This is a genomic window from uncultured Tateyamaria sp., from assembly GCF_947503385.1.
Taxonomy (GTDB): domain Bacteria; phylum Pseudomonadota; class Alphaproteobacteria; order Rhodobacterales; family Rhodobacteraceae; genus Tateyamaria.
In genome coordinates this window covers 83,705-102,249 of record NZ_CANNDO010000007.1, presented here as the reverse complement: position 1 = coordinate 102,249, position 18,545 = coordinate 83,705, and the positions used below count along the sequence as shown (strand labels likewise).

Annotated in this window: 21 protein-coding genes; 6 read left to right on the top strand and 15 right to left on the bottom strand. The window is 61.1% G+C overall.

What is annotated here, in order from left to right:
• Positions 1 to 7: 7 nt before the first annotated feature.
• The 6 genes from Q1A85_RS18910 (at position 8) to Q1A85_RS18885 (ending at position 6,423) form a co-directional block, all read left to right on the top strand.
• Positions 8 to 1,195 (top strand): phosphoglycerate kinase, encoded by a 1,188-nt coding sequence (locus tag Q1A85_RS18910; RefSeq protein ID WP_299693245.1) that lies wholly within the window; start codon positions 8 to 10, stop codon positions 1,193 to 1,195.
• Positions 1,196 to 1,262: 67 nt separating this feature from the next.
• Positions 1,263 to 2,039 (top strand): SDR family oxidoreductase, encoded by a 777-nt coding sequence (locus Q1A85_RS18905; protein WP_299693242.1) that lies wholly within the window; start codon positions 1,263 to 1,265, stop codon positions 2,037 to 2,039.
• A 101-nt stretch (positions 2,040 to 2,140) separates the two neighbouring features.
• Positions 2,141 to 2,440 carry a septum formation initiator family protein gene (locus Q1A85_RS18900; RefSeq protein WP_299693239.1) on the top strand — a complete coding sequence of 100 codons (300 nt, stop codon included), beginning with the start codon at positions 2,141 to 2,143 and terminating at the stop codon, positions 2,438 to 2,440.
• 274 nt (positions 2,441 to 2,714) lie between these two features.
• A complete protein-coding gene (pdhA, locus tag Q1A85_RS18895; RefSeq protein ID WP_299693237.1) occupies positions 2,715 to 3,728 on the top strand; it encodes a pyruvate dehydrogenase (acetyl-transferring) E1 component subunit alpha in 1,014 nt (337 codons plus the stop codon).
• A gap of 16 nt (positions 3,729 to 3,744) precedes the next feature.
• Positions 3,745 to 5,127 (top strand): pyruvate dehydrogenase complex E1 component subunit beta, encoded by a 1,383-nt coding sequence (locus Q1A85_RS18890; RefSeq protein WP_299693234.1) that lies wholly within the window; start codon positions 3,745 to 3,747, stop codon positions 5,125 to 5,127.
• A 12-nt stretch (positions 5,128 to 5,139) separates the two neighbouring features.
• Entirely contained in the window at positions 5,140 to 6,423 is a 1,284-nt protein-coding gene (locus Q1A85_RS18885; protein ID WP_299693231.1) for a pyruvate dehydrogenase complex dihydrolipoamide acetyltransferase, read from the top strand.
• A 68-nt stretch (positions 6,424 to 6,491) separates the two neighbouring features.
• Here the strand turns inward: Q1A85_RS18885 and cysE are convergent, their stop codons facing one another.
• The 15 genes from cysE to Q1A85_RS18810 all read right to left on the bottom strand — a co-directional run bounded on the left by cysE (position 6,492) and on the right by Q1A85_RS18810 (position 18,539).
• Positions 6,492 to 7,301, bottom strand: a complete 810-nt coding sequence (cysE, locus tag Q1A85_RS18880) for a serine O-acetyltransferase (protein ID WP_299693227.1) — start codon at positions 7,299 to 7,301, stop codon at positions 6,492 to 6,494.
• A gap of 73 nt (positions 7,302 to 7,374) precedes the next feature.
• Positions 7,375 to 7,626, bottom strand: coding sequence for a hypothetical protein (locus Q1A85_RS18875; protein ID WP_299693223.1), 252 nt, complete (start codon positions 7,624 to 7,626; stop codon positions 7,375 to 7,377).
• Between the two features lie 44 nt (positions 7,627 to 7,670).
• Entirely contained in the window at positions 7,671 to 11,621 is a 3,951-nt protein-coding gene (locus Q1A85_RS18870; protein ID WP_299693220.1) for a glycoside hydrolase/phage tail family protein, read from the bottom strand.
• Complete coding sequence (locus tag Q1A85_RS18865) at positions 11,621 to 12,070, bottom strand: NlpC/P60 family protein (protein ID WP_299693218.1); 450 nt, start codon at positions 12,068 to 12,070, stop codon at positions 11,621 to 11,623. The genes Q1A85_RS18870 and Q1A85_RS18865 overlap by 1 nt, the downstream gene beginning before the upstream one ends.
• Positions 12,067 to 12,954, bottom strand: coding sequence for a DUF2163 domain-containing protein (locus Q1A85_RS18860; RefSeq protein WP_299693215.1), 888 nt, complete (start codon positions 12,952 to 12,954; stop codon positions 12,067 to 12,069). The genes Q1A85_RS18865 and Q1A85_RS18860 overlap by 4 nt, the downstream gene beginning before the upstream one ends.
• On the bottom strand, positions 12,954 to 13,586 hold the full coding sequence (locus Q1A85_RS18855) for a DUF2460 domain-containing protein (protein ID WP_299693212.1): 633 nt from the start codon (positions 13,584 to 13,586) through the stop codon (positions 12,954 to 12,956). The genes Q1A85_RS18860 and Q1A85_RS18855 overlap by 1 nt, the downstream gene beginning before the upstream one ends.
• A 20-nt stretch (positions 13,587 to 13,606) precedes the next feature.
• On the bottom strand, positions 13,607 to 14,269 hold the full coding sequence (locus Q1A85_RS18850) for a phage tail tape measure protein (RefSeq protein WP_299693210.1): 663 nt from the start codon (positions 14,267 to 14,269) through the stop codon (positions 13,607 to 13,609).
• A complete protein-coding gene (locus tag Q1A85_RS18845; protein ID WP_299693208.1) occupies positions 14,266 to 14,469 on the bottom strand; it encodes a rcc01693 family protein in 204 nt (67 codons plus the stop codon). Before Q1A85_RS18845 ends, Q1A85_RS18850 begins: the two co-directional genes overlap by 4 nt.
• A complete protein-coding gene (locus Q1A85_RS18840) occupies positions 14,466 to 14,783 on the bottom strand; it encodes a gene transfer agent family protein (RefSeq protein ID WP_299693206.1) in 318 nt (105 codons plus the stop codon). Before Q1A85_RS18840 ends, Q1A85_RS18845 begins: the two co-directional genes overlap by 4 nt.
• Positions 14,784 to 14,786: 3 nt before the next feature.
• Positions 14,787 to 15,203, bottom strand: coding sequence for a phage major tail protein, TP901-1 family (locus Q1A85_RS18835; RefSeq protein ID WP_299693203.1), 417 nt, complete (start codon positions 15,201 to 15,203; stop codon positions 14,787 to 14,789).
• 47 nt (positions 15,204 to 15,250) lie between these two features.
• Positions 15,251 to 15,661 carry a DUF3168 domain-containing protein gene (locus Q1A85_RS18830; RefSeq protein WP_299693200.1) on the bottom strand — a complete coding sequence of 137 codons (411 nt, stop codon included), beginning with the start codon at positions 15,659 to 15,661 and terminating at the stop codon, positions 15,251 to 15,253.
• A complete protein-coding gene (locus Q1A85_RS18825) occupies positions 15,658 to 15,996 on the bottom strand; it encodes a head-tail adaptor protein (RefSeq protein ID WP_299693197.1) in 339 nt (112 codons plus the stop codon). The genes Q1A85_RS18830 and Q1A85_RS18825 overlap by 4 nt, the downstream gene beginning before the upstream one ends.
• Positions 15,993 to 16,592, bottom strand: coding sequence for a head-tail connector protein (locus Q1A85_RS18820; RefSeq protein WP_299693195.1), 600 nt, complete (start codon positions 16,590 to 16,592; stop codon positions 15,993 to 15,995). The genes Q1A85_RS18825 and Q1A85_RS18820 overlap by 4 nt, the downstream gene beginning before the upstream one ends.
• A 166-nt stretch (positions 16,593 to 16,758) precedes the next feature.
• The gene (locus Q1A85_RS18815) at positions 16,759 to 17,937 is read right to left on the bottom strand and encodes a phage major capsid protein (RefSeq protein WP_299693192.1); all 1,179 of its coding nucleotides are present in this window, start codon (positions 17,935 to 17,937) and stop codon (positions 16,759 to 16,761) included.
• A 38-nt stretch (positions 17,938 to 17,975) separates the two neighbouring features.
• Positions 17,976 to 18,539: an HK97 family phage prohead protease gene (locus Q1A85_RS18810; protein WP_299693189.1), complete on the bottom strand. Its 564-nt coding sequence runs from the start codon at positions 18,537 to 18,539 to the stop codon at positions 17,976 to 17,978.
• Positions 18,540 to 18,545 lie beyond the last annotated feature (6 nt).

The window sequence follows — 18,545 nt, the reverse complement described above, 5'->3', positions numbered from 1 at the left end:
CGGGAACATGGGTTGGAAAACACTGGATGATATGGATCTGGCGGGCAAACGCGTGCTGACCCGTGTCGACATCAACGTGCCCATGGACGGCGATACCGTGACGGACGCCACCCGCATTGACCGCATCGTGCCCACCGTCCGCGACATCCGCGCAAGCGGTGGCAGCCCGGTGCTGCTGGCCCATTTCGGACGTCCCAAGGGACAACCGAACCCCGACCTGTCGCTCAGCCGTCTGGTGCCTGCACTGGAGGCTGCCTTTGGCGCGCCCGTCACCTTTGTTGAACGGCCCAGCCGCGACTGGATCGACGCGCAGCCCGGCGACGCAATCATCCTTGTGGAAAACACCCGCTTTTCCCCGATGGAAGAGGCAAACGATCCGCAAATGGCGCAATTCCTAGCCTCTTTGGGCGACATCTATTGCAACGACGCGTTTTCCGCCGCGCACCGGGCCCATGCCTCGACCACGGGCGTGGCGCATGTGCTGCCATCCTGCGCAGGACGGCTCATGCAGGCCGAACTGTCCGCTCTTGAGGCAGCGCTGTCCAACCCCAAACGCCCCGTGGGTGCGGTGGTGGGCGGGGCCAAAGTGTCGACCAAGCTCGACCTGCTGCAAAACCTCGTTCGCAAACTCGACGTGCTGATCATTGGCGGAGGCATGGCCAACACCTTCCTTGCCGCCCAAGGCGCGCAACTGGGCGCATCGCTGCAAGAGGCGGACCTGCATGACACCGCGCGCGACATCCTTGCCGCGGCAGAGACGGCGGGGTGTCGCGTGGTGTTGCCAAAAGACGGACGCGTCGCGCGAGAATTCGCCGCCGGTGCGGACCACGACACTGTGGCATTGGGTCCAGACACCGTATTGGAGGATGACCAGATGGTGCTGGATGCCGGGGACGCTGCGGCATCCGAAATCGCTCAAATCATCGCGGGTCTGGCCACGCTGATCTGGAATGGCCCGCTGGGCGCATTTGAAATCCCGCCATTCGACATGGCCACCGTCACCGCAGCACAAGCCGCGGCACAGGCCACAAAAAGCGGTACATTGATCACGGTCGCGGGTGGCGGCGATACGGTTGCCGCGCTCAATCAGGCGGGCGTCGCCGATGACTTTACCTACATCTCCACCGCAGGGGGCGCGTTCCTTGAGTGGATGGAAGGCAAGGAACTGCCCGGCGTCGCGGCACTGTCGCAATAATCACCTGCCCTGTTGGATGGCGCGGCAAACGCCCCATATGTGACCGAACACTGATGGGGGGAAAGACATGGCCGCATATACGTTGATCACAGGAGCATCCGAAGGTTTGGGCGTCGAATTTGCGCGGATCGCTGCCAAGGAAGGCCGCAACCTGATCCTTGCCGCGCGCTCCAAGGACAAGCTGGACGCCGTCGCGACCGAATTGCGTTCGGACGCCGTCGACGTTATCGTCATCCCCGCCGACCTGTCCCAGATGGACGAGGTCGAACGCCTGTGGTCCGAGGCCAGCGACGGGCGTGAGATTGACGTGCTCGTCAACAATTCGGGCCTTGGCTACAACGGCCCGTTCGCGGACGGACAGGGTTGGACGCGTGAACTCAGTTCGATCAACGTCAATATGCTGGCCTTGACCCGGCTGATGAAGCTGGCGGTCCCCCATATGACCGCCCTGCCCAAGGCGCGCATCCTGAACGTCGCTTCTGTCGCCAGCTTTACGCCCGGCCCCAACATGGCGGTGTATCACGCGACCAAGGCATATGTGCTGTCGCTGTCCGAAGCTGTCGCCGAAGAACTGCGCGGCACAAACGTCACCATCACCGCCTTGTGCCCCGGCGCCACGGCCACCAACTTCTTTGACGAGGCGGATATGGACGGCGTGCGCCTGCTCAAAATGGCCAAGCCCATGGACGCCGCACAGGTGGCCGAACTGGGCTGGTTGCAGGCACGTATCGGGCAGCGGATCGTGGTGCCGGGCGCGTTGAACAAAGTCTTTGCCTTTCTGCCCCGCATCTCGCCCCGTGGCATCACCACGCGGATTGCAGCGCAAATGATGGGAAAACACTGAAAAACCTGCGCTTTTTGGATCAATGGGGATTCACAAAACGAATCACTTATGTCATACTCTGCCAAAGGCGGCCCGTCAGAGGCCCCACACAGGCAGAGCATATGACCCGCACCAAACGCGCCCCCGTCGGCACACTTGTATTTTTCGCAATCTCCTTCGCGCTTGGCATCTATTTCACTTTTGCTGCGGTGCAGGGGGATTACGGCCTGTTCCGCCGCGCCGAAATCGAAGCCGAAGCGCGCGTGATGACCGAACAGCTGGCGCGCGTGCAGGCCGATGTCGCACAGATGGAAAACCTCACCCAGCGGCTGTCTGACGCCTATCTCGATCTGGATCTGCTGGACGAGCAGGCCCGCAGCATCCTTGGCATGTTGCGCAGCGACGAAATCGTGATCCGCTGAACAGCTTGCGCGGCAGGTGCCGATACGCCTACGTATTCAAAGCGGCTGATACACCTCCCCTCATCCCAATTCATTCCCCGTCATAGCAGACATGCATCCCAGCGTGGCTGGGCCAAAGTGCTGATTTCCAACGCATAAATCAGATACGAATGGCATTCGAACAGAGTGCGCTTGTGCCCGGATGACCTTGCGGCAGATTGCCACTCGCATGGATTGCAAGAATCCTGTAACAGATAGTTTAACGCTAAACTACTTATCAGGAGGAGGCGCTGACATGGCCGCGCGCAAAGCCACCAAGAAACCGAACGTGTCCGCGGATGAGCTCAAGGGCTATTACCGTGACATGCTGCTCATCCGCCGTTTCGAAGAAAAGGCGGGCCAGCTTTATGGCATGGGCCTGATCGGTGGCTTTTGTCACCTCTACATCGGACAGGAAGCTGTGGTTGTCGGTCTCGAGGCCGCGGCCGAAGACGGCGACAAGCGCATCACCTCCTACCGCGATCACGGCCACATGCTGGCGTGCGGCATGGACGCCAATGGTGTGATGGCCGAGCTGACGGGCCGCGAGGGCGGATATTCCAAAGGCAAAGGCGGCTCCATGCATATGTTCTCCAAGGAGAAACATTTTTATGGTGGCCACGGGATCGTTGCCGCACAGGTGCCGCTGGGCGCGGGCCTTGCGTTTTCCGACATGTACAAGGGCAATGACCGCGTGACCTTTACCTATTTCGGGGACGGTGCGGCCAACCAGGGTCAGGTTTACGAGGCCTACAACATGGCCGAGCTGTGGATGCTGCCGGTGATCTTTGTGATCGAGAACAACCAATACGCCATGGGCACCTCGACCAAACGCTCGACCAAATCGCCCTCCTATTGGGAACGCGGCGCCGCCTACGGCATTCCGGGCGAAGAGGTGGACGGCATGGACGTGCTGGCGGTCAAGGAAGCCGGTCAAAAGGCCGTCGCCCACTGCCGCGCGGGCAAAGGGCCTTATATTCTGGAAATCAAAACCTATCGCTACCGCGGCCACTCCATGTCCGACCCGGCCAAATACCGGACCCGCGAGGAAGTGCAGAAGATGCGCGACGAACGTGACCCGATCGAGGCGGTCCGTTCCATGCTGCTCACCGGCAAGCACGCAACCGAAGATGATCTCAAGGCCATCGACAAGGAAATTAAGGATATCGTGAACGCCTCAGCCGAGTTCGCCAAGGAAAGCCCCGAGCCCGCGCTCGAAGAGCTTTGGACCGACATTTACGCTGGCGACACCGCGCCGCAGAACGCTTGAAGGGGGAGACCAACCAATGGCAATTGAAATTCTGATGCCCGCGCTTTCCCCGACGATGGAGGAAGGTACGCTTGCAAAATGGCTGGTGAAAGAGGGCGACACGGTATCGTCTGGTGACATCATGGCCGAGATCGAAACCGACAAGGCCACCATGGAATTCGAAGCCGTGGACGAAGGCGTGGTCGGCAAAATCCTCGTCTCCGAAGGCACCGAAGGGGTCAAGGTCAACACGCCCATCGCCGTCCTGATCGAGGAAGGCGAAAGCGCGGATGATATCGAAACATCCAGCGCCCCTGCCCCCGCGGCCCTGTCCGGCGAAGAAGGCAAGGCGTCCGCACCCGCCACCGCAGCCACACCCTCCGAGCCACCCGTGGCGCCATCCGTCGATCTCAGCCCCGACTACCCAGAGGGCACGGCAATGAAAGAACAGACCGTGCGCGAAGCGATCCGCGATGCCATGGCCGAAGAGATGCGCGCCGACGACACCGTGTTCCTGATGGGCGAAGAGGTTGCCGAATATCAGGGTGCCTACAAAGTGTCCCAGGGCTTGCTGGACGAGTTCGGGTCCCGCCGGGTGATTGACACGCCCATTACGGAACACGGCTTTGCCGGGATCGGTGTTGGTGCAGCCTTCGGTGGCCTGCGCCCGATCGTTGAGTTTATGACGTGGAACTTTGCCATGCAGGCGATTGACCACATCATCAATTCGGCGGCCAAAACGCTTTATATGTCCGGTGGCCAGATGGGCGCGCCCATGGTTTTCCGTGGCCCCAACGGTGCTGCCGCCCGCGTCGGTGCCCAGCACTCTCAGGACTACGCCGCTTGGTACATGCAGGTGCCGGGCCTCAAGGTCGTGATGCCCTATTCGGCGGCCGACGCCAAAGGTCTGATGAAAACGGCGATCCGCGACAACAACCCGGTCTGTTTTCTGGAAAACGAGATCCTCTATGGCCGCACGTTCGACGTGCCGGACATGGACGATTTCACAATTCCCTTCGGCAAAGCGCGTATCTGGCGCGAAGGCACGGATGTGACGATCGTCTCCTTTGGCATCGGGATGCAATACGCGCTTGAAGCGGCGGATAAGCTGGCGGAGGACGGGATCAGCGCTGAGGTCATCGACCTGCGTACGATCCGCCCCATGGACACCGGCACCGTGATCAACTCTGTCATGAAGACAAACCGCTGCGTGACCGTCGAAGAAGGTTGGCCCCAGGGGTCGGTCGGCGGCTATCTCAGCACGGTCATCATGCAAGAGGCGTTCGATTATCTCGACGCACCCGTGATCAACTGCACCGGCAAGGACGTGCCGATGCCCTACGCCGCCAACCTCGAAAAACACGCCCTGATCACCACCGCCGAAGTGGTCGAAGCCGTGAAACAAGTCACCTATCGGTAAGGAGCCCGAGACATGCCCATCGAAATTCTCATGCCCGCGCTCTCTCCGACGATGGAAGAAGGCACGCTCGCCAAATGGCTGGTCAAAGAAGGCGACACCGTCACCTCCGGCGACCTGCTGGCCGAGATCGAGACCGACAAGGCCACCATGGAATTCGAAGCCGTGGATGAAGGCGTCGTCGGCAAGATCCTGATTGCCGAGGGCACCGAAGGCGTAAAGGTCAACACTGCCATCGCCGTGCTGCTCGAAGACGGCGAAAGCGCCGATGACATAGGTGCCTCATCCGCCGCTCCCGCGCCGTCTTCGGCGGATGAGGAAGCAAAAGCGTCCGAAGACGCGCCGGCACCCGCTCAGGCCGCCCCTGCCAAGGACGGCCAACGCATCTTTGCTTCTCCCCTTGCCCGCCGCATCGCCGCACAAAAGGGTCTCGACCTTGCGGCCATCAAGGGCTCTGGTCCCCATGGCCGTATTGTCAAGGCGGACGTCGAAAAGGCCGAAGCCGCACCAGCCGCCAAACCCGCAGCCGCCACTGCCGAGGCCCCAAAGGCCGCAGCCATGGCCGCCGGCCCATCCAGCGACATGGTTGCCAAGATGTACGAAGGCCGCGATTACGAAGAGGTCAGCCTTGACGGGATGCGCAAAACCATTGCCGCACGTCTTACCGAAGCAAAACAGTCTGTCCCGCATTTCTACCTGCGCAAGGATATCCAGCTTGACGCCTTGCTCGCCTTCCGCGCACAGCTAAACAAAACGCTCGAGGCCCGGAGCGTAAAACTGTCGGTCAACGACTTCATCATCAAGGCCTGCGCACTTGCGCTGCAACAAGTGCCAGATGCCAACGCCGTTTGGGCCGGCGACAAAATGCTGTCGATGAAAGCCTCCGACGTGGCTGTCGCCGTGGCCATTGAGGGCGGACTGTTCACGCCAGTGCTCAAGGATGCCGAGATGAAGTCGCTCTCAGCGCTGTCGACCGAGATGAAGGACCTTGCCACCCGAGCCCGCGACCGCAAACTTGCGCCGCACGAGTATCAGGGGGGCAGCTTTGCCATCTCGAACCTCGGCATGTTTGGCATCGACAATTTCGACGCCATCATAAACCCGCCCCATGCAGCCATCCTTGCGGTCGGCGCCGGTGTGAAAAAACCCGTGGTGGGCGCGGATGGCGAGGTTACGGTGGCCACCGTCATGTCGACCACCCTGTCCGTCGACCACCGCGTGATCGACGGCGCGCTCGGCGCGAACCTGCTGAATGCCATCAAGGACAATCTGGAAAACCCGATGTCCATGCTGGCCTGATTCAGACGCTACAAACACAAAAAAGGCCGGAGCGGTGCTCCGGCCTTGTTTATTTATGAAATAGGATTTTAGACGTCTTTGCCCAGCATGTGGTTCATCGATACCGACGGCTGATCACACCCCGCTTCTCCGACGATCCGTGCGGGGATGCCCGCAACTGTTTTGCATGGCGGCACCTCTTCAAGTACCACGGACCCTGCGGCGATGCGGCTGCAATTGCCAACCTTGATGTTGCCCAGCACCTTCGCGCCCGCACCGATCAGGACACCATCGCCGATCTTAGGATGCCTGTCCTCATCCTCCTTGCCCGTGCCGCCCAGCGTCACAGAATGCAGCATCGACACATTGTCACCCACCACAGCCGTTTCGCCGATGACGATGGAATGGGCGTGGTCGATCATTATCCCTTTGCCGATTTTTGCAGCCGGGTGGATGTCGATCCCAAAGATCTCCGACGCCCGCATCTGGAAGAAATAGGCAAGATCCTTGTGCCCGTTCGACCAAAGGTAATGCGCGATGCGGTATGCCTGCATCGCCTGATACCCTTTGAAGTACAGCACCGGCTGCAACAGCCTGTGGCACGCAGGATCACGCTCATACACCGCCACAAGGTCGGCGCGCGCCGCCTCGATCAGACGCGGATCGGCCGCATAGGCTTCCTCAACAATCTCTCGCACAACCACCATCGACATTTCGTTCGATGCCAGTTTGGCAGACACCCGATACGACAAAGCCTTGTCCAAGGATTTGTGATGCAGAATGCAGGCGTGGACAAACCCGCCAACCAGCGGCTCGTCAGTGACAGCCTGACGCGCTTCTTCGGTGATTTGGTCCCAAACGGGATCTACCGATGTGATGTTCGTTCTGAGATCAGCCATGACAGGTCCTTTCGCGGCTCTCTTACCCTACATAAGAGCTATTCGCCAAACGCAAACCCGTGATGGACCTCATTCACTCTCGCGATCCTTGCCGGGTGCTGCGCCGCAGGATGGTTTGCAATACGACCATCAGGGCGGACGCAAACTCGGCATCGCAAACCGTACGCTCTTCGGCCATGTCGCCGTTGCGTGCGGCTCCGGCCAATGTGCCATCCCCGAAATGCGGGTGCAGCTCTCCATAAGTCCGGCGATGCCAATCCGCGGTTTCCGCTTCGACGATCAAGCTGTGCGCAACCGATGCCTGCCGCAACCGCGGTGCCGTCATCACCACGCGTGCGGCACAGACCAAGTCCGCTGTCAAAACCGCCCTCACGTCAGATCAACCGACAAGCTGCGGAACGGACCGATGCCGTAGCGTGCGGAATTTTGGGCAACGGACACATCAAAGATATCGCCCACCCCGTCAGCGGCACGCGCGGCATCCTCGTATACCCACTCCGCCTGTGTCACCGTCTCTTCGCGCAAGGTCCCTGCACCGGTCGTGACGCGGACAGTGTAAGTCTCGCTTTCTTCGCCCAGCGGCACGTCCGGCAAGTCCCAACTGTCCCCATCAATCCGGGTTCGCCGGATCCACGAGAATTTCAGACCATTTGCCGTACTAGCATGAGAAAGGTGCACAGGGGCATAGGGGCGCAAGCCATTGCCATCAAAGGCATAAGTCACCTGTTCATAGCTCGGGTCATCCAGCGATCTGCGCGCGGGACCAATGCGATAGGTTTGGGCGACACGCCGCAAGCTCGACAAAAGGTCAATCTGCTGTGGCGCTCCGTTCAGGGAAACAACCCACGACCCCACCGGCCAGACATCCGGCACCAGCGCGTCTGTCCCAAGCTGTCCACGCAAACGATGGAGCAGTATGTAGCGACCCGGCGCAAGCAGTTCTGCATCGCGGAACTGGACCAGTTCCCAGCCATCAGGTGATCCGTCTCCGATCGCGACCAGATTTGCGCCGTTCAACAAGGCCGCATCCGACACGGACGCGAGCGTTCCATGCATCATCTGTACCTCCAAATGTGCACCGCGATCGACAAGCCCAGCGCGCGCCTTGAACAACTCCGTTTGCGTGAATCCGACAGAGGCACGCGCGGCCAACACCGTGTTCAACGCAAAATCCGAGTCGGTGCTGGATTGATACACAGCTACACTGCCCGGCCACGGCGTGCCCGTCACAGCCAGATGCGGCGCGTGTGGCACCTCATCACCGGTTAGCAGAGGCAAATCCAGGAATGCGGAAGTCAAAGGCACCGGCGGTACAAACGCATTGACCGACGCCAACTCGTCCGAAAGCTCGGCCGGCGTGTAGACATCCGGTTCGATCCGCACCCCTTCCAGCAATTGCATCTCACCCATCTCAACCCGATCAACCCGAAAAAGGGCAGAGCCCTCGAACTGATCCGCTGGCAATTGGATGACATCGCCCGCGCCTACCCCAATCTGTGAGGGCGGCAAAGCCAATCGAACCGTGTCACGCGCAATACGTGCTTCGGCCAACCACCGCTCGACCACCTGCCGCCCTTCGGGTCGGGTCAGTGCCAACGGCAGTTCCGACGCGCTTACCGCGTGCGTTGCATCATCGGGCAGGACGGCTTCCTCGGACAACACATCAAAGTTTCCGTCAGTCTCGACAAAGCGCAGGCGCACACGTCCGGCCAACTCGGCCTCCGACTCGCGGGCTTGTTCGGTCCGTCCGTCCAGATCGGGGCTGATGGCAAGCGCCTCCGGGTCAACCGCAATAGCATCACGGCCCGACCGCATGACAAACCGCAGCAGGCCGTCCCGTTCAATCGCGTCAAAGCCGTAGCGTAACATGAGCGGCTGCAACGCACTGCGTGCATCGCTGACATCGTCTATGACGTAACCCCGGACCGTACCGTAAAGCTCCGATGTATCCAAATCTGTCAGCCCGGCACGCGCGCAAACTTCGCGCACGACAGATGCAAGGCTGCGCGACGAGGTGCGCCCGTTGATCCAATGGCCGCGCGGATAGTTCTCACCGTCTGACCATGTTTCAACCGCATTGGGAAAAAACGGATACGGCCGCGCATCCCACGCCCAGACAAAGGCGCGGGACATATCCACCATTGGCCCATCGTAAAGGTCGGACTGCGGATTGTTGTCCGTATCCTTCCAGAACATGTTCATCGCACGCAGATACTGGCGCTGGATCAGATCGTCCCGTGCTCCATTTGAATAACTCGGCAGGCTGCTTTCCGATGATTTCTGATCAAGGAACTTGTTCGGCTGGTTCGTCGCCTTGTCGACAGCGGCACAACCGTATTCTGTGAACCAGACAGGTTTCGAACGCGGCTCCCATGCTGTGGGCAGGTCCGCCCGGACGCCCGATACCCGCTCGTGATGCGGGTTGTCCCACCAATTACGAATATCCTTGTACCGCCACACCCAAGGCTCGCCATGAACGTCATCCGTGATCGGTGTGCGGATTTGCGCCGCAGCGGCCTCAGGCGAGTGATAGAACCAGTCGTAGCCCTCGCCACCGGCCACATTCGCCTGAAGGTATTCCAAATTGTAGATATCGTCCCAGACGGCATCCAGATGATCTTCGCCGTCGCGCCAATCCGACAGCGGCATGTAATTGTCGATAGCGATAAAATCGATGTTGTCATCGGCCCACAGCGGATCGAGGTGAAAAAACCGATCACCGGTCCCATCCTGCGGCTGAAACCCGAAATACTCGGACCAATCAGCGGCGTAGCTGATCTTTGCATCCGGCAAAATCGCGCGCACTTCGGCGGCAAGCGCAACCAGCTTCTCCACGAACACAAAGCGGTTTGCCTCTGCACGGATTTGCGTCATTCCCCGCATTTCCGAACCGATACAAAACGCCTCGACACCACCGGCTGCACGACACAGCGCAGCATAGTGCAGGATGAACCGCGAAAAGGACCATTCCTCTGCGGGTCCCGTATAGTATCCACCCTGATTTGGCATCGCGGTCGCGCTAAAGTCTGCGGCGGTAACGGTGCCAAAAAATGCGTCGACTTCGGCTTCGGCCACTGCGGTGCCGTCTGGCGATCCATCCACGCCCGCGGCCTTTGACAACGTGATACGCCCGCGCCACGGCAAGCGCGGCTGGGTCAGCGCATCAGAAAACGGATCAGGCAGTGCGTTGCCATCCATCTGGTCCATCAGGATGAACGGATAGAACATGACCGCCTTGCCAGCCTCTTGCAGCGCTTCGATCGCCTCTATGATCGACAGATCGGCCGGAGTACCCCCATAGATGGGGCGGTCATCGACCCGCTCGACCTGCAACGCCTGCGCGCGATCAATCCCGCCGCTGGTCCATGCCATGTTTTCGCCATAGGCGTCTTTGTGCACGACTTTGGGACGCAGGGTGCAATCCCCACAGCGCAGATCATCCCCAAACCAAGACACAATCAAAGAGGCCGCTTCGCAATTCGGCAACTCGTCGTTCAGCGCATCCAACGACACCTTGAAGTCAGCCACGCCTGCGGGGGTATTCACATTGGCGCTCCAACGGCCCCGGTTGTTGTCAGCGTAATTGACCGTTGTCGTCGCCAAAGCGTACTCACCCGACCCCGGCATCAGTGCGACGCCCTGCAACGCGCGGGTCAACTCTTGGTCCGCATCCGCCTGCTCAGGTTGCTCAGGACGCACAACTTCAAAAGAAAACTGCGGCACGCGATTGCCAAATCGCTCCAGATTTAGGTCTTCGATGACGACATAGGCCGTCCCGCGATAGGCAGGCACCAATCCCTGACCTTCGACGGCTTCCATCAACGGGTCGGGCAACTGATCTTTTGTCCCGGTGTAGACCCGCATGTTCAGATCGTCGCGCGCCAGTTCTTCGCCATCTGCCCAAACGCGACCGATACGCACAATCTCGCCTTCGCACACCGCAAGTGCGACGCTGACAGAATAGCTGTAGCTGGTGGTTGTCGTCTTGGGCGTCGCAGGCGCACCTTTGCCGCCGCCCCCAGTGGTCGTTGTGTTCGTCGTCTCAAGAAAGTCCGAAGCCCAGATCACCTGCCCCGCCATCCTCATGCGACCATAAAGCTGCGAGATGGCGTTGCCTTCGCCCGAGTTCGTCAGGCGGAACCGGTCTATTTTGCCATGTTCGACAACGGATGAACCCTGACCCATCAAACGCTGATCAATCACACGCCCAAGGGTCGCCCCGACAGCGCGTCCAATCGCAACGCTCGACAAGCCTGCAAGGGTTCCGCCAATGGACCCGCCAATGGCCGCACCTGCCGCAGATAATACAACCGTCGCCATCAGCTGGCCTCCTTCGCGGGAAATTCAAAACGCGCCACAATCCGGCGCGCCCATGGGGCGCTCAGCGGGCTTTCGACGACCCCGTGCCCGCTATAGGCGTGGATGAACCTTGCGGTTGCACCGATCTCCGACTGGATACCAAGATGCTTGGCCACGGCGCCTGACTTCATGCGGAACAAGATAACGTCACCCACAGCGGCATCATCGCGCGGCTTTGGCACGAGATGTAGCAAGGCAGCGGCCCAAAGGCGCTCTTCACCCTGAGGCTCCGACCAGTCCATACTGTAGGCTGGCGGCACTTCGGGCTCCGCCCCATGGACGCCGCGCCAAACGCCGCGCACGAGGCCAAGGCAATCACATCCTGCCCCGCGGCACGCCATCTGATGCACATAAGGCGTGCCCAGCCACGCACGCGCCTCCGCCACCAACCCGGTCTGAAACGCGCTCATCTGAGACTTCCCCCGGAGTTTGCACCCGATTGCGTGGGATAGGCCATGACCCAATCCTCATTCGGAAGATCGGGAAAGCCCTGGAAATTCAGAATGTTGTTGAATTTCAGCCGACATGTCTCAAGGCGTTTGTCACATCCAGCCACCAACCGGACCGTGGCCGATGCCTCAATCTCATAGCGGATCGGCTCCCACAGTTCGATCTGGCGGGCACCGTCGACGAACCGGTCAGACTTGATGGATCCCCACAAGCCGGCGCCGCCGCCGTCCAACACGTCCAAACGACCGCGCTGAAACCACGCCGCCTCGAAACCGGACAAGCTGTCCCACTCGAAAATCCGCCCGTCAATCACGCGATCAGGCTGACCCTCAAACACATAGCCGGGCGTACCCAAGGCAAACCGGCACTGGCCATCCCCCAAAACAGCCGTACACGGTTTTTGGTAGATGCGCCCCAACGGGCGGTTCAACGCTTCGGTCAACCCGCGCAACTCCGCGTGAAACGCACCTCCGGACCGACGGATCTCACCAATGGTTCCGCGGAACTGCAACCACCGCACATCGACATCTGCCCAGTTCACGAGCCAAGCCTGCACCTCCGCCCCATCGAACCGGCCCGCTTCGATCTCGTCTTCCCGCACAGAAACGTCCGACAACGCCCCCAGCGCTTCGGTGTTGTCGACACTCAGACCCGTGCTTTGCGCCAATGCAGCCGCAGTCAGGCCGGTATCTGCGCGAAAGGTGATCCCATCAAAACTCAGATCACGGTCGTGATCGGTAAAACCGAAGGATTGACCATCAGGCCGCGCAATCGCCCAAGCGCGACACAAGGTGGTCAGGCCAGTCGCGGCATGATCCAGAAACGCTTCGCTCTGCCCCGCCATCAGACACGCACCTCAATCACAGGTACATTGGGCACTTCGCCCGCCTGAAAACTTGCCACAGATGTCTGAATACGGTCCGTCTCGAACCGAACCGGTACGTCGAACTCGAAACCAGCTTTCACAATCACGTCCACATCCGGCGGATGTGCAAAGGTCACGAAACCGGTGGTCAGATCGACCTCATAGTCGACGCCCTCCTGCATCTCATCATTTTCGAGACCCACACGAACAGTGCCCGACACCGGTTTTGCGATGGGCCGCGCATAGCTTTGGTCGCCACTGCGATAGGTCTTGAGCAGCTGAAAACTTTGCTGCTCCCCGTCACCCAAACCAATATCCTGATCACGGAAGGTGGGCACGGCGCTGGCCGAAGCCGATTTGAAATCGGACCAGTCTTTCCAGCGAAAGCCGTACATCTGTCCCATGCGCGCCTCGAAAAACGCGATCAAGGTTTCGATATCGTCCAGCGACCGCATTCCCAGCCCCGCATCGTAACGGCGGCGCGAATGCGCCCAAGGCGTGTTGCGCTCTTCGAACCCGTTGGCCAGCGTCACCACCTCGGTGCGCCGTTCGGGACCGCCAACAGAACCAAAGCTCAGGCTGGCTGGAAATCGTACGTCGTGAAAGTTCATATCTGGCTCCCCTGCCCGTCTCAACGGTTCCGGTTTGACCGTGCCAAGGCCCGGTTCATTTGTGCTGCGATCTGGTTCTGGCTGCGGGCAAAGCCCTGCACATCCGGCGTCGTGATGTTCATCACCACCGTGGTGCTGCCCCCGCCCGCGCCCTTGACGCCCAGCTTGCCATCCGGGCCGCGCGCCAGTGGCATGATCGCCTCCGGCCCCGCTTCACCCATGATTCCCATGCCACCGCGCATTCCAAAAGGCGTGGTTCCGCTGACCACGCCGCCGCTTGCAAACGGCATCACCCGGCCCTGACTGAACGGCGCACCGTCCGCGAAAGGCAGAATGTTTTGCATAAACCCGCCGACGCCCGTCGCAATCATCCCACCAAAGTGATCGGTGATCGGCTTCATGGCCGCGTTGTAGGTCGACCGCGACATCGAACTGGCCAAGGTCTCCAGCGCATCCGAAAGGCTCTGGCCATCAAACACCACACCGTCGAACGCCTTGCGCAATCCCTTGGACAGGCCCTTCTCCAGCGTCGCCACATCCTTGCCTGTCGCGGCAAGGCTCTCGCGCATCCGACGCAATTCGCTGTCGAAACTCGTCACCATGTTTGATGTGGCATCAAGCGTCTGGCGCAAGCCATCCGTGTCGGCCTCAAGGCCCTCGATCTCGTCCTTGTAATCCGTCATTCGGGATCCCCTTTGATGTCATCGGGCCATGCCGCCATCAGCGCATCCAGCCCGTCGCTGAGCAGAGGCGCCGCATGGGACGGTGGGCCAAGCATCAGCTGCAATTCCGCCGGGGTCAGCGACCAGAACACATCCGGCTCCAGCCGCAATCCCACCAGTCCCGCACGGATCAGCGCGGGCCACTCCAGCCCGCCACTCATGCGCCCGGCGCCACAAAGGCCCGCGCGATCAGCTCTGCCGCAGCGCGCGCCGCGGCCATCGGTCCGCCTTCGATCTCGGCATGATCCAGCCGCGCGGGATCAAATTCTGACCCGCCGCCGCCCAGACCCGCCCGCAACAGCGCCAGAACATCCGCACTGGAAAACCGGCCCTGCTCGAACCGTTCCACCAGCGCCACCAGTGACGGCTCCGCCAGTTCCGTCTCAAGCGCGGCCAAGGCCCCAAGGGTAAGCCGCATCACCTGCCGCTCCCCATCGATCACCAGCGCCACCTCTCCCCTCCAAGGATTGGCCATGGATCAGACCAGCGCCGTAAAGATCAGCGCACCCGCCGAGGCCATCGCCATCTCGTAAGTCGCCTCGCCATTATGGCTGCCGCTGTATTCGATCGACGTCACCTGAAACGGGCCTTCGATCACGCCGAAATCCGGCACGATGATCTGGAAATTCGGCGTTTCGCCGTCAAAGAAGATCTGCCGCGCCCGTTCGTCCGTGCCCTCGTCCTTGAACACGCCCGCGCCCGAAATCGCCGCCGACCGGACCCCGGCACCGGACAGCAACTCGCGCCAGCCACCTTGGCTTTCCAGACTGGTCACATCCACCGTCTCGGCATTAAAGCTGACGCGCGTGGCACGCAGCCCTGCAATTGTCTCGAACTGGCCGTCCGTGGACATGTCGACCTTGATCAAAAGGTCCTTGCCGTTTTGAGCACCCATTAGAATTCTCCATTTGAAGTGAGTAAGTTAGCGTCCAAACGGGCGCTTCAGTCGTCTTCCACGCGCGCGCGGAATGTCAGGTCGATCTTGCGGCCCGTGCCCTTTTCGATCTTGGCCGCCTTGGCCGACCGAAACCGCAGCGACACCAGACGTCCCCGCGACAAAACCAGTGGCGCTTCGTGCAGCGCGTCACAGACCAGACCCGCCGCCGTCTTGGCCGACGCAAAACCTGGTGCCTCGGTCACAACCGACACGACGAAAACATGCTCTGCACCGGATCCCGTCTTGTCATCAGCGATGCGCACCTGCTCTGGACCCAAAGCCACATAAAGTGTCGGGACAGCACCGCTGGGCATCGCATCAAAGATAGCGGTGCCGACAGCGCCGTGCAGGTCCCCATGCGCCGACAGCGCGGTGAACACGGCCTCCTGCAAGGCGGCGGACATTGCATAGCTCATACCGCCACCTCCTCATCCGCCGCGCATACAAGGTAACGCGCCTCCGGGTCGCGCTCCGCCACGCTGCGGATATGAAACACCCGCGCGCCGTCCCGCAGGCGCTGACGCGCCACGGGGCGCTCGGGATGGCCATGCGGCGCACCCCGGACAACAATCGTGTAGGGCACCATCGACACCGGTACCCCCGCATTCTGGCTTTCGCGACCTGCGCGGGCGGTGAGTTCGGCCCAAAGCACCCCAAGCGGCACCCAGACTTCCTCAAACCCGCCCGCGCCGTCCGACACACGCTGCGGCGTCTCAAGGGTCAGGCGACGGTTCAGTCGTGGCGCACTCATCTGGCACCCCCACCGTACAGCCGTACAACCTTGTAACGCTCGATAAGCGAGGCCACGCCAAACGGCATACACCCCTCACTCAGCGCGGTTTCATCACGGTACTCATAGTAATGCGCGGCCAGCAGCAGAACGGCCTGCCGCAGATCGGCAGGAATGTCCGTCCACGCCGGACCGTACCCCGCCGTCAAGACCACTTCGACCATGCCCGCTTGCGGCACAGGCGGCAAACAGGTGCCGACAGCCCGCAACCGCGGACAATGCATGTCCCGTTCCAGCCAGTAGGTGTCAGCTCCGACATCGGTGCGCACGCCAGTGCGATCCACCAGAACGACGTTGGACACCGCGCTCACCGGGGCAATCGGCAAGGCTTGCGCGGCACTCTCGCGCCACACGGTAAATCCCGCCATGAACTCCCGCTCGAACAACACCTTGCTTGTGCGTGCCTCAACCGCCGTGACGGCGGCCCGCAGGAAACTCACCAGCACCACGTCCTGCACGCTGCCCGTGCCAAACCCGCTGCCCAGGCGCAGATGCGCCTTGAATTCTTCAACCGGCAGCGCCGCATCGGGCACCGTGGTCACTTCGCTCAACATCATGGACCTTCTCCACCGCAATTCCGTCCTTGCCTCCCCGAAAACCGGGCGTGCGCCAGTCCGCATTGCTCGGACGGAGGGGAGCAGCTAGACAACACGGCGCACGTCGCGCACGCCCGGCACCGGGGGCAGGCTTCAACCCGCCCCCGGCTGTTCACGATCATCCCGTTCAGGACGTCGCGAATTTCAGCAGTTTGATCGCGGCAAAGTCGCTCACGTCGCCGCCCACACGCTTGGTGGCATAGAACAGGACGTGCGGTTTCGCGCTGAAGGGGTCACGCAACACGCGCAGATCAGGACGTTCGGCAACCGTGTAACCAGCGGCAAAATCGCCAAAGGCGATGGCGTTGGCACCTGTGGTGGCGTCAGGCATGTCTTCTGCGATCAGAACGGGATAGCCCATCAGCGTCGCAGGCTGACCTGCGGCCAGACCGTCGGTCCACAGGAAACGACCATCATTGTCCTTCATCTTGCGGACGAGACCCGCCGTCTTGGAGTTCATCACGAAGCTGGCATTGGCGCGGTACTCCGCACCCAGCGCATAGACCACGTCGATGATGGTCTCGGCTGTCACGCCGCCGTCAACACCCGTGGGAACGTAACCCAGCGTGCCCCAGCTCCAGATGCTGTCATCCACATCCGAGTGCGTCAGGAACCCCTTGGGTTTGTCCACACCATCGCCATTGATGAACGCGGCAGCTTCGGCGCGGGCAAACTTGTCGGCAATGCGACCGGCCAGCCACCCTTCGATGTCGAACGCGCTGTCGTCCAACAGACGCTGCGATGCTTTCGGCAGCGCCGACAGTTCGTGCAGCGGAATGGTGATGCGGTCGATGGACGGGGTGTCCGTTTCGGTCAGGTTGGCGGTTTCGGTTGCCCAACCCGTGCCGACTTCGCCGTGGTCCACAAGCACGTCATAGGACGTCGCTTCGACGTTGACGACAGACGCAATCGAACGGATCGACGCGGTTGCGTTCAGAACCGACTGCACTGTCGCAGAGGTGGCCGGATCAACAAGGTATCCGCCATCCGAATTCACGGCGGTGGACAGCGATTTGCCTTCCAGCTCAAGACCCCGCAAGCCATCATCTTCACCCGAACGCAGGTAGGCGTTAAACGCCTTCTGGTGGGGGGCACCCATATCCACGGCACCTGCCAGAGGGGTGCGCGCAGCCGTCATATTTTTCCGATCCAGCATGGTCAGTCGCTCTTCCGTTTGTTGAAGTTTGGTTTGAAATTCGGCTTGGAAGCCTTTGAACTCAGTCACGAAACCCGTCATGGCTTCCGCAACCTCCTGGGCGGGGGACAAACCTTCCCCGGCCCGCGCCTCACGTGCGGTCTTGCTCATTCGCAAATCCTCGATTGTTGTAGAAAAAGGCCGCGCGATCAGCGCTGCGCCAGCTCCGCGCGCGCAGCCCGCAGGGCCGCCGCCATGTCACGCAAAGTGTCGTCCGCGTCCGAGGCCACCGCCTCCGATTTGCCCGCCACCCGCGCACTGGGCAACATCGGGAAGGTCACCAGCGACACTTCCCAAAGTTCCAGTTCCGTAAGGACCCGCTGGCCCTTGTCGTTCTTTGCCGCCTTCAGCGTCCGGTAGCCGATAGACAGCCCGTCTATCGCACCCGCGGCGATCAATTCTACCGCTTCGCGCCCCTTGGCCACTTCCGGCAACAGACGCCCCTTGACCCACAGGCCCTTGGCGTCCTCACGCACCTCGTCCCACACCCCGATGGGTTGGGCCGGGTCGTGCTGCCACAGCATCTTGACGCGGCGCCCTTCGGCCGTGATCTGCCCCAAAGAGGCGGCATACGCCCCCTTTGCAACCACGTCACCGCCCTGATCACACGCGCCAAACAGGCTCGCATAACCCTCGATCACATGGCCGTCCTGGACCGCGACAGCCGCGCCAAACCGGGCAAATTTCGTCTCCAGACCGGTCTCTACCTGCATCTGCTC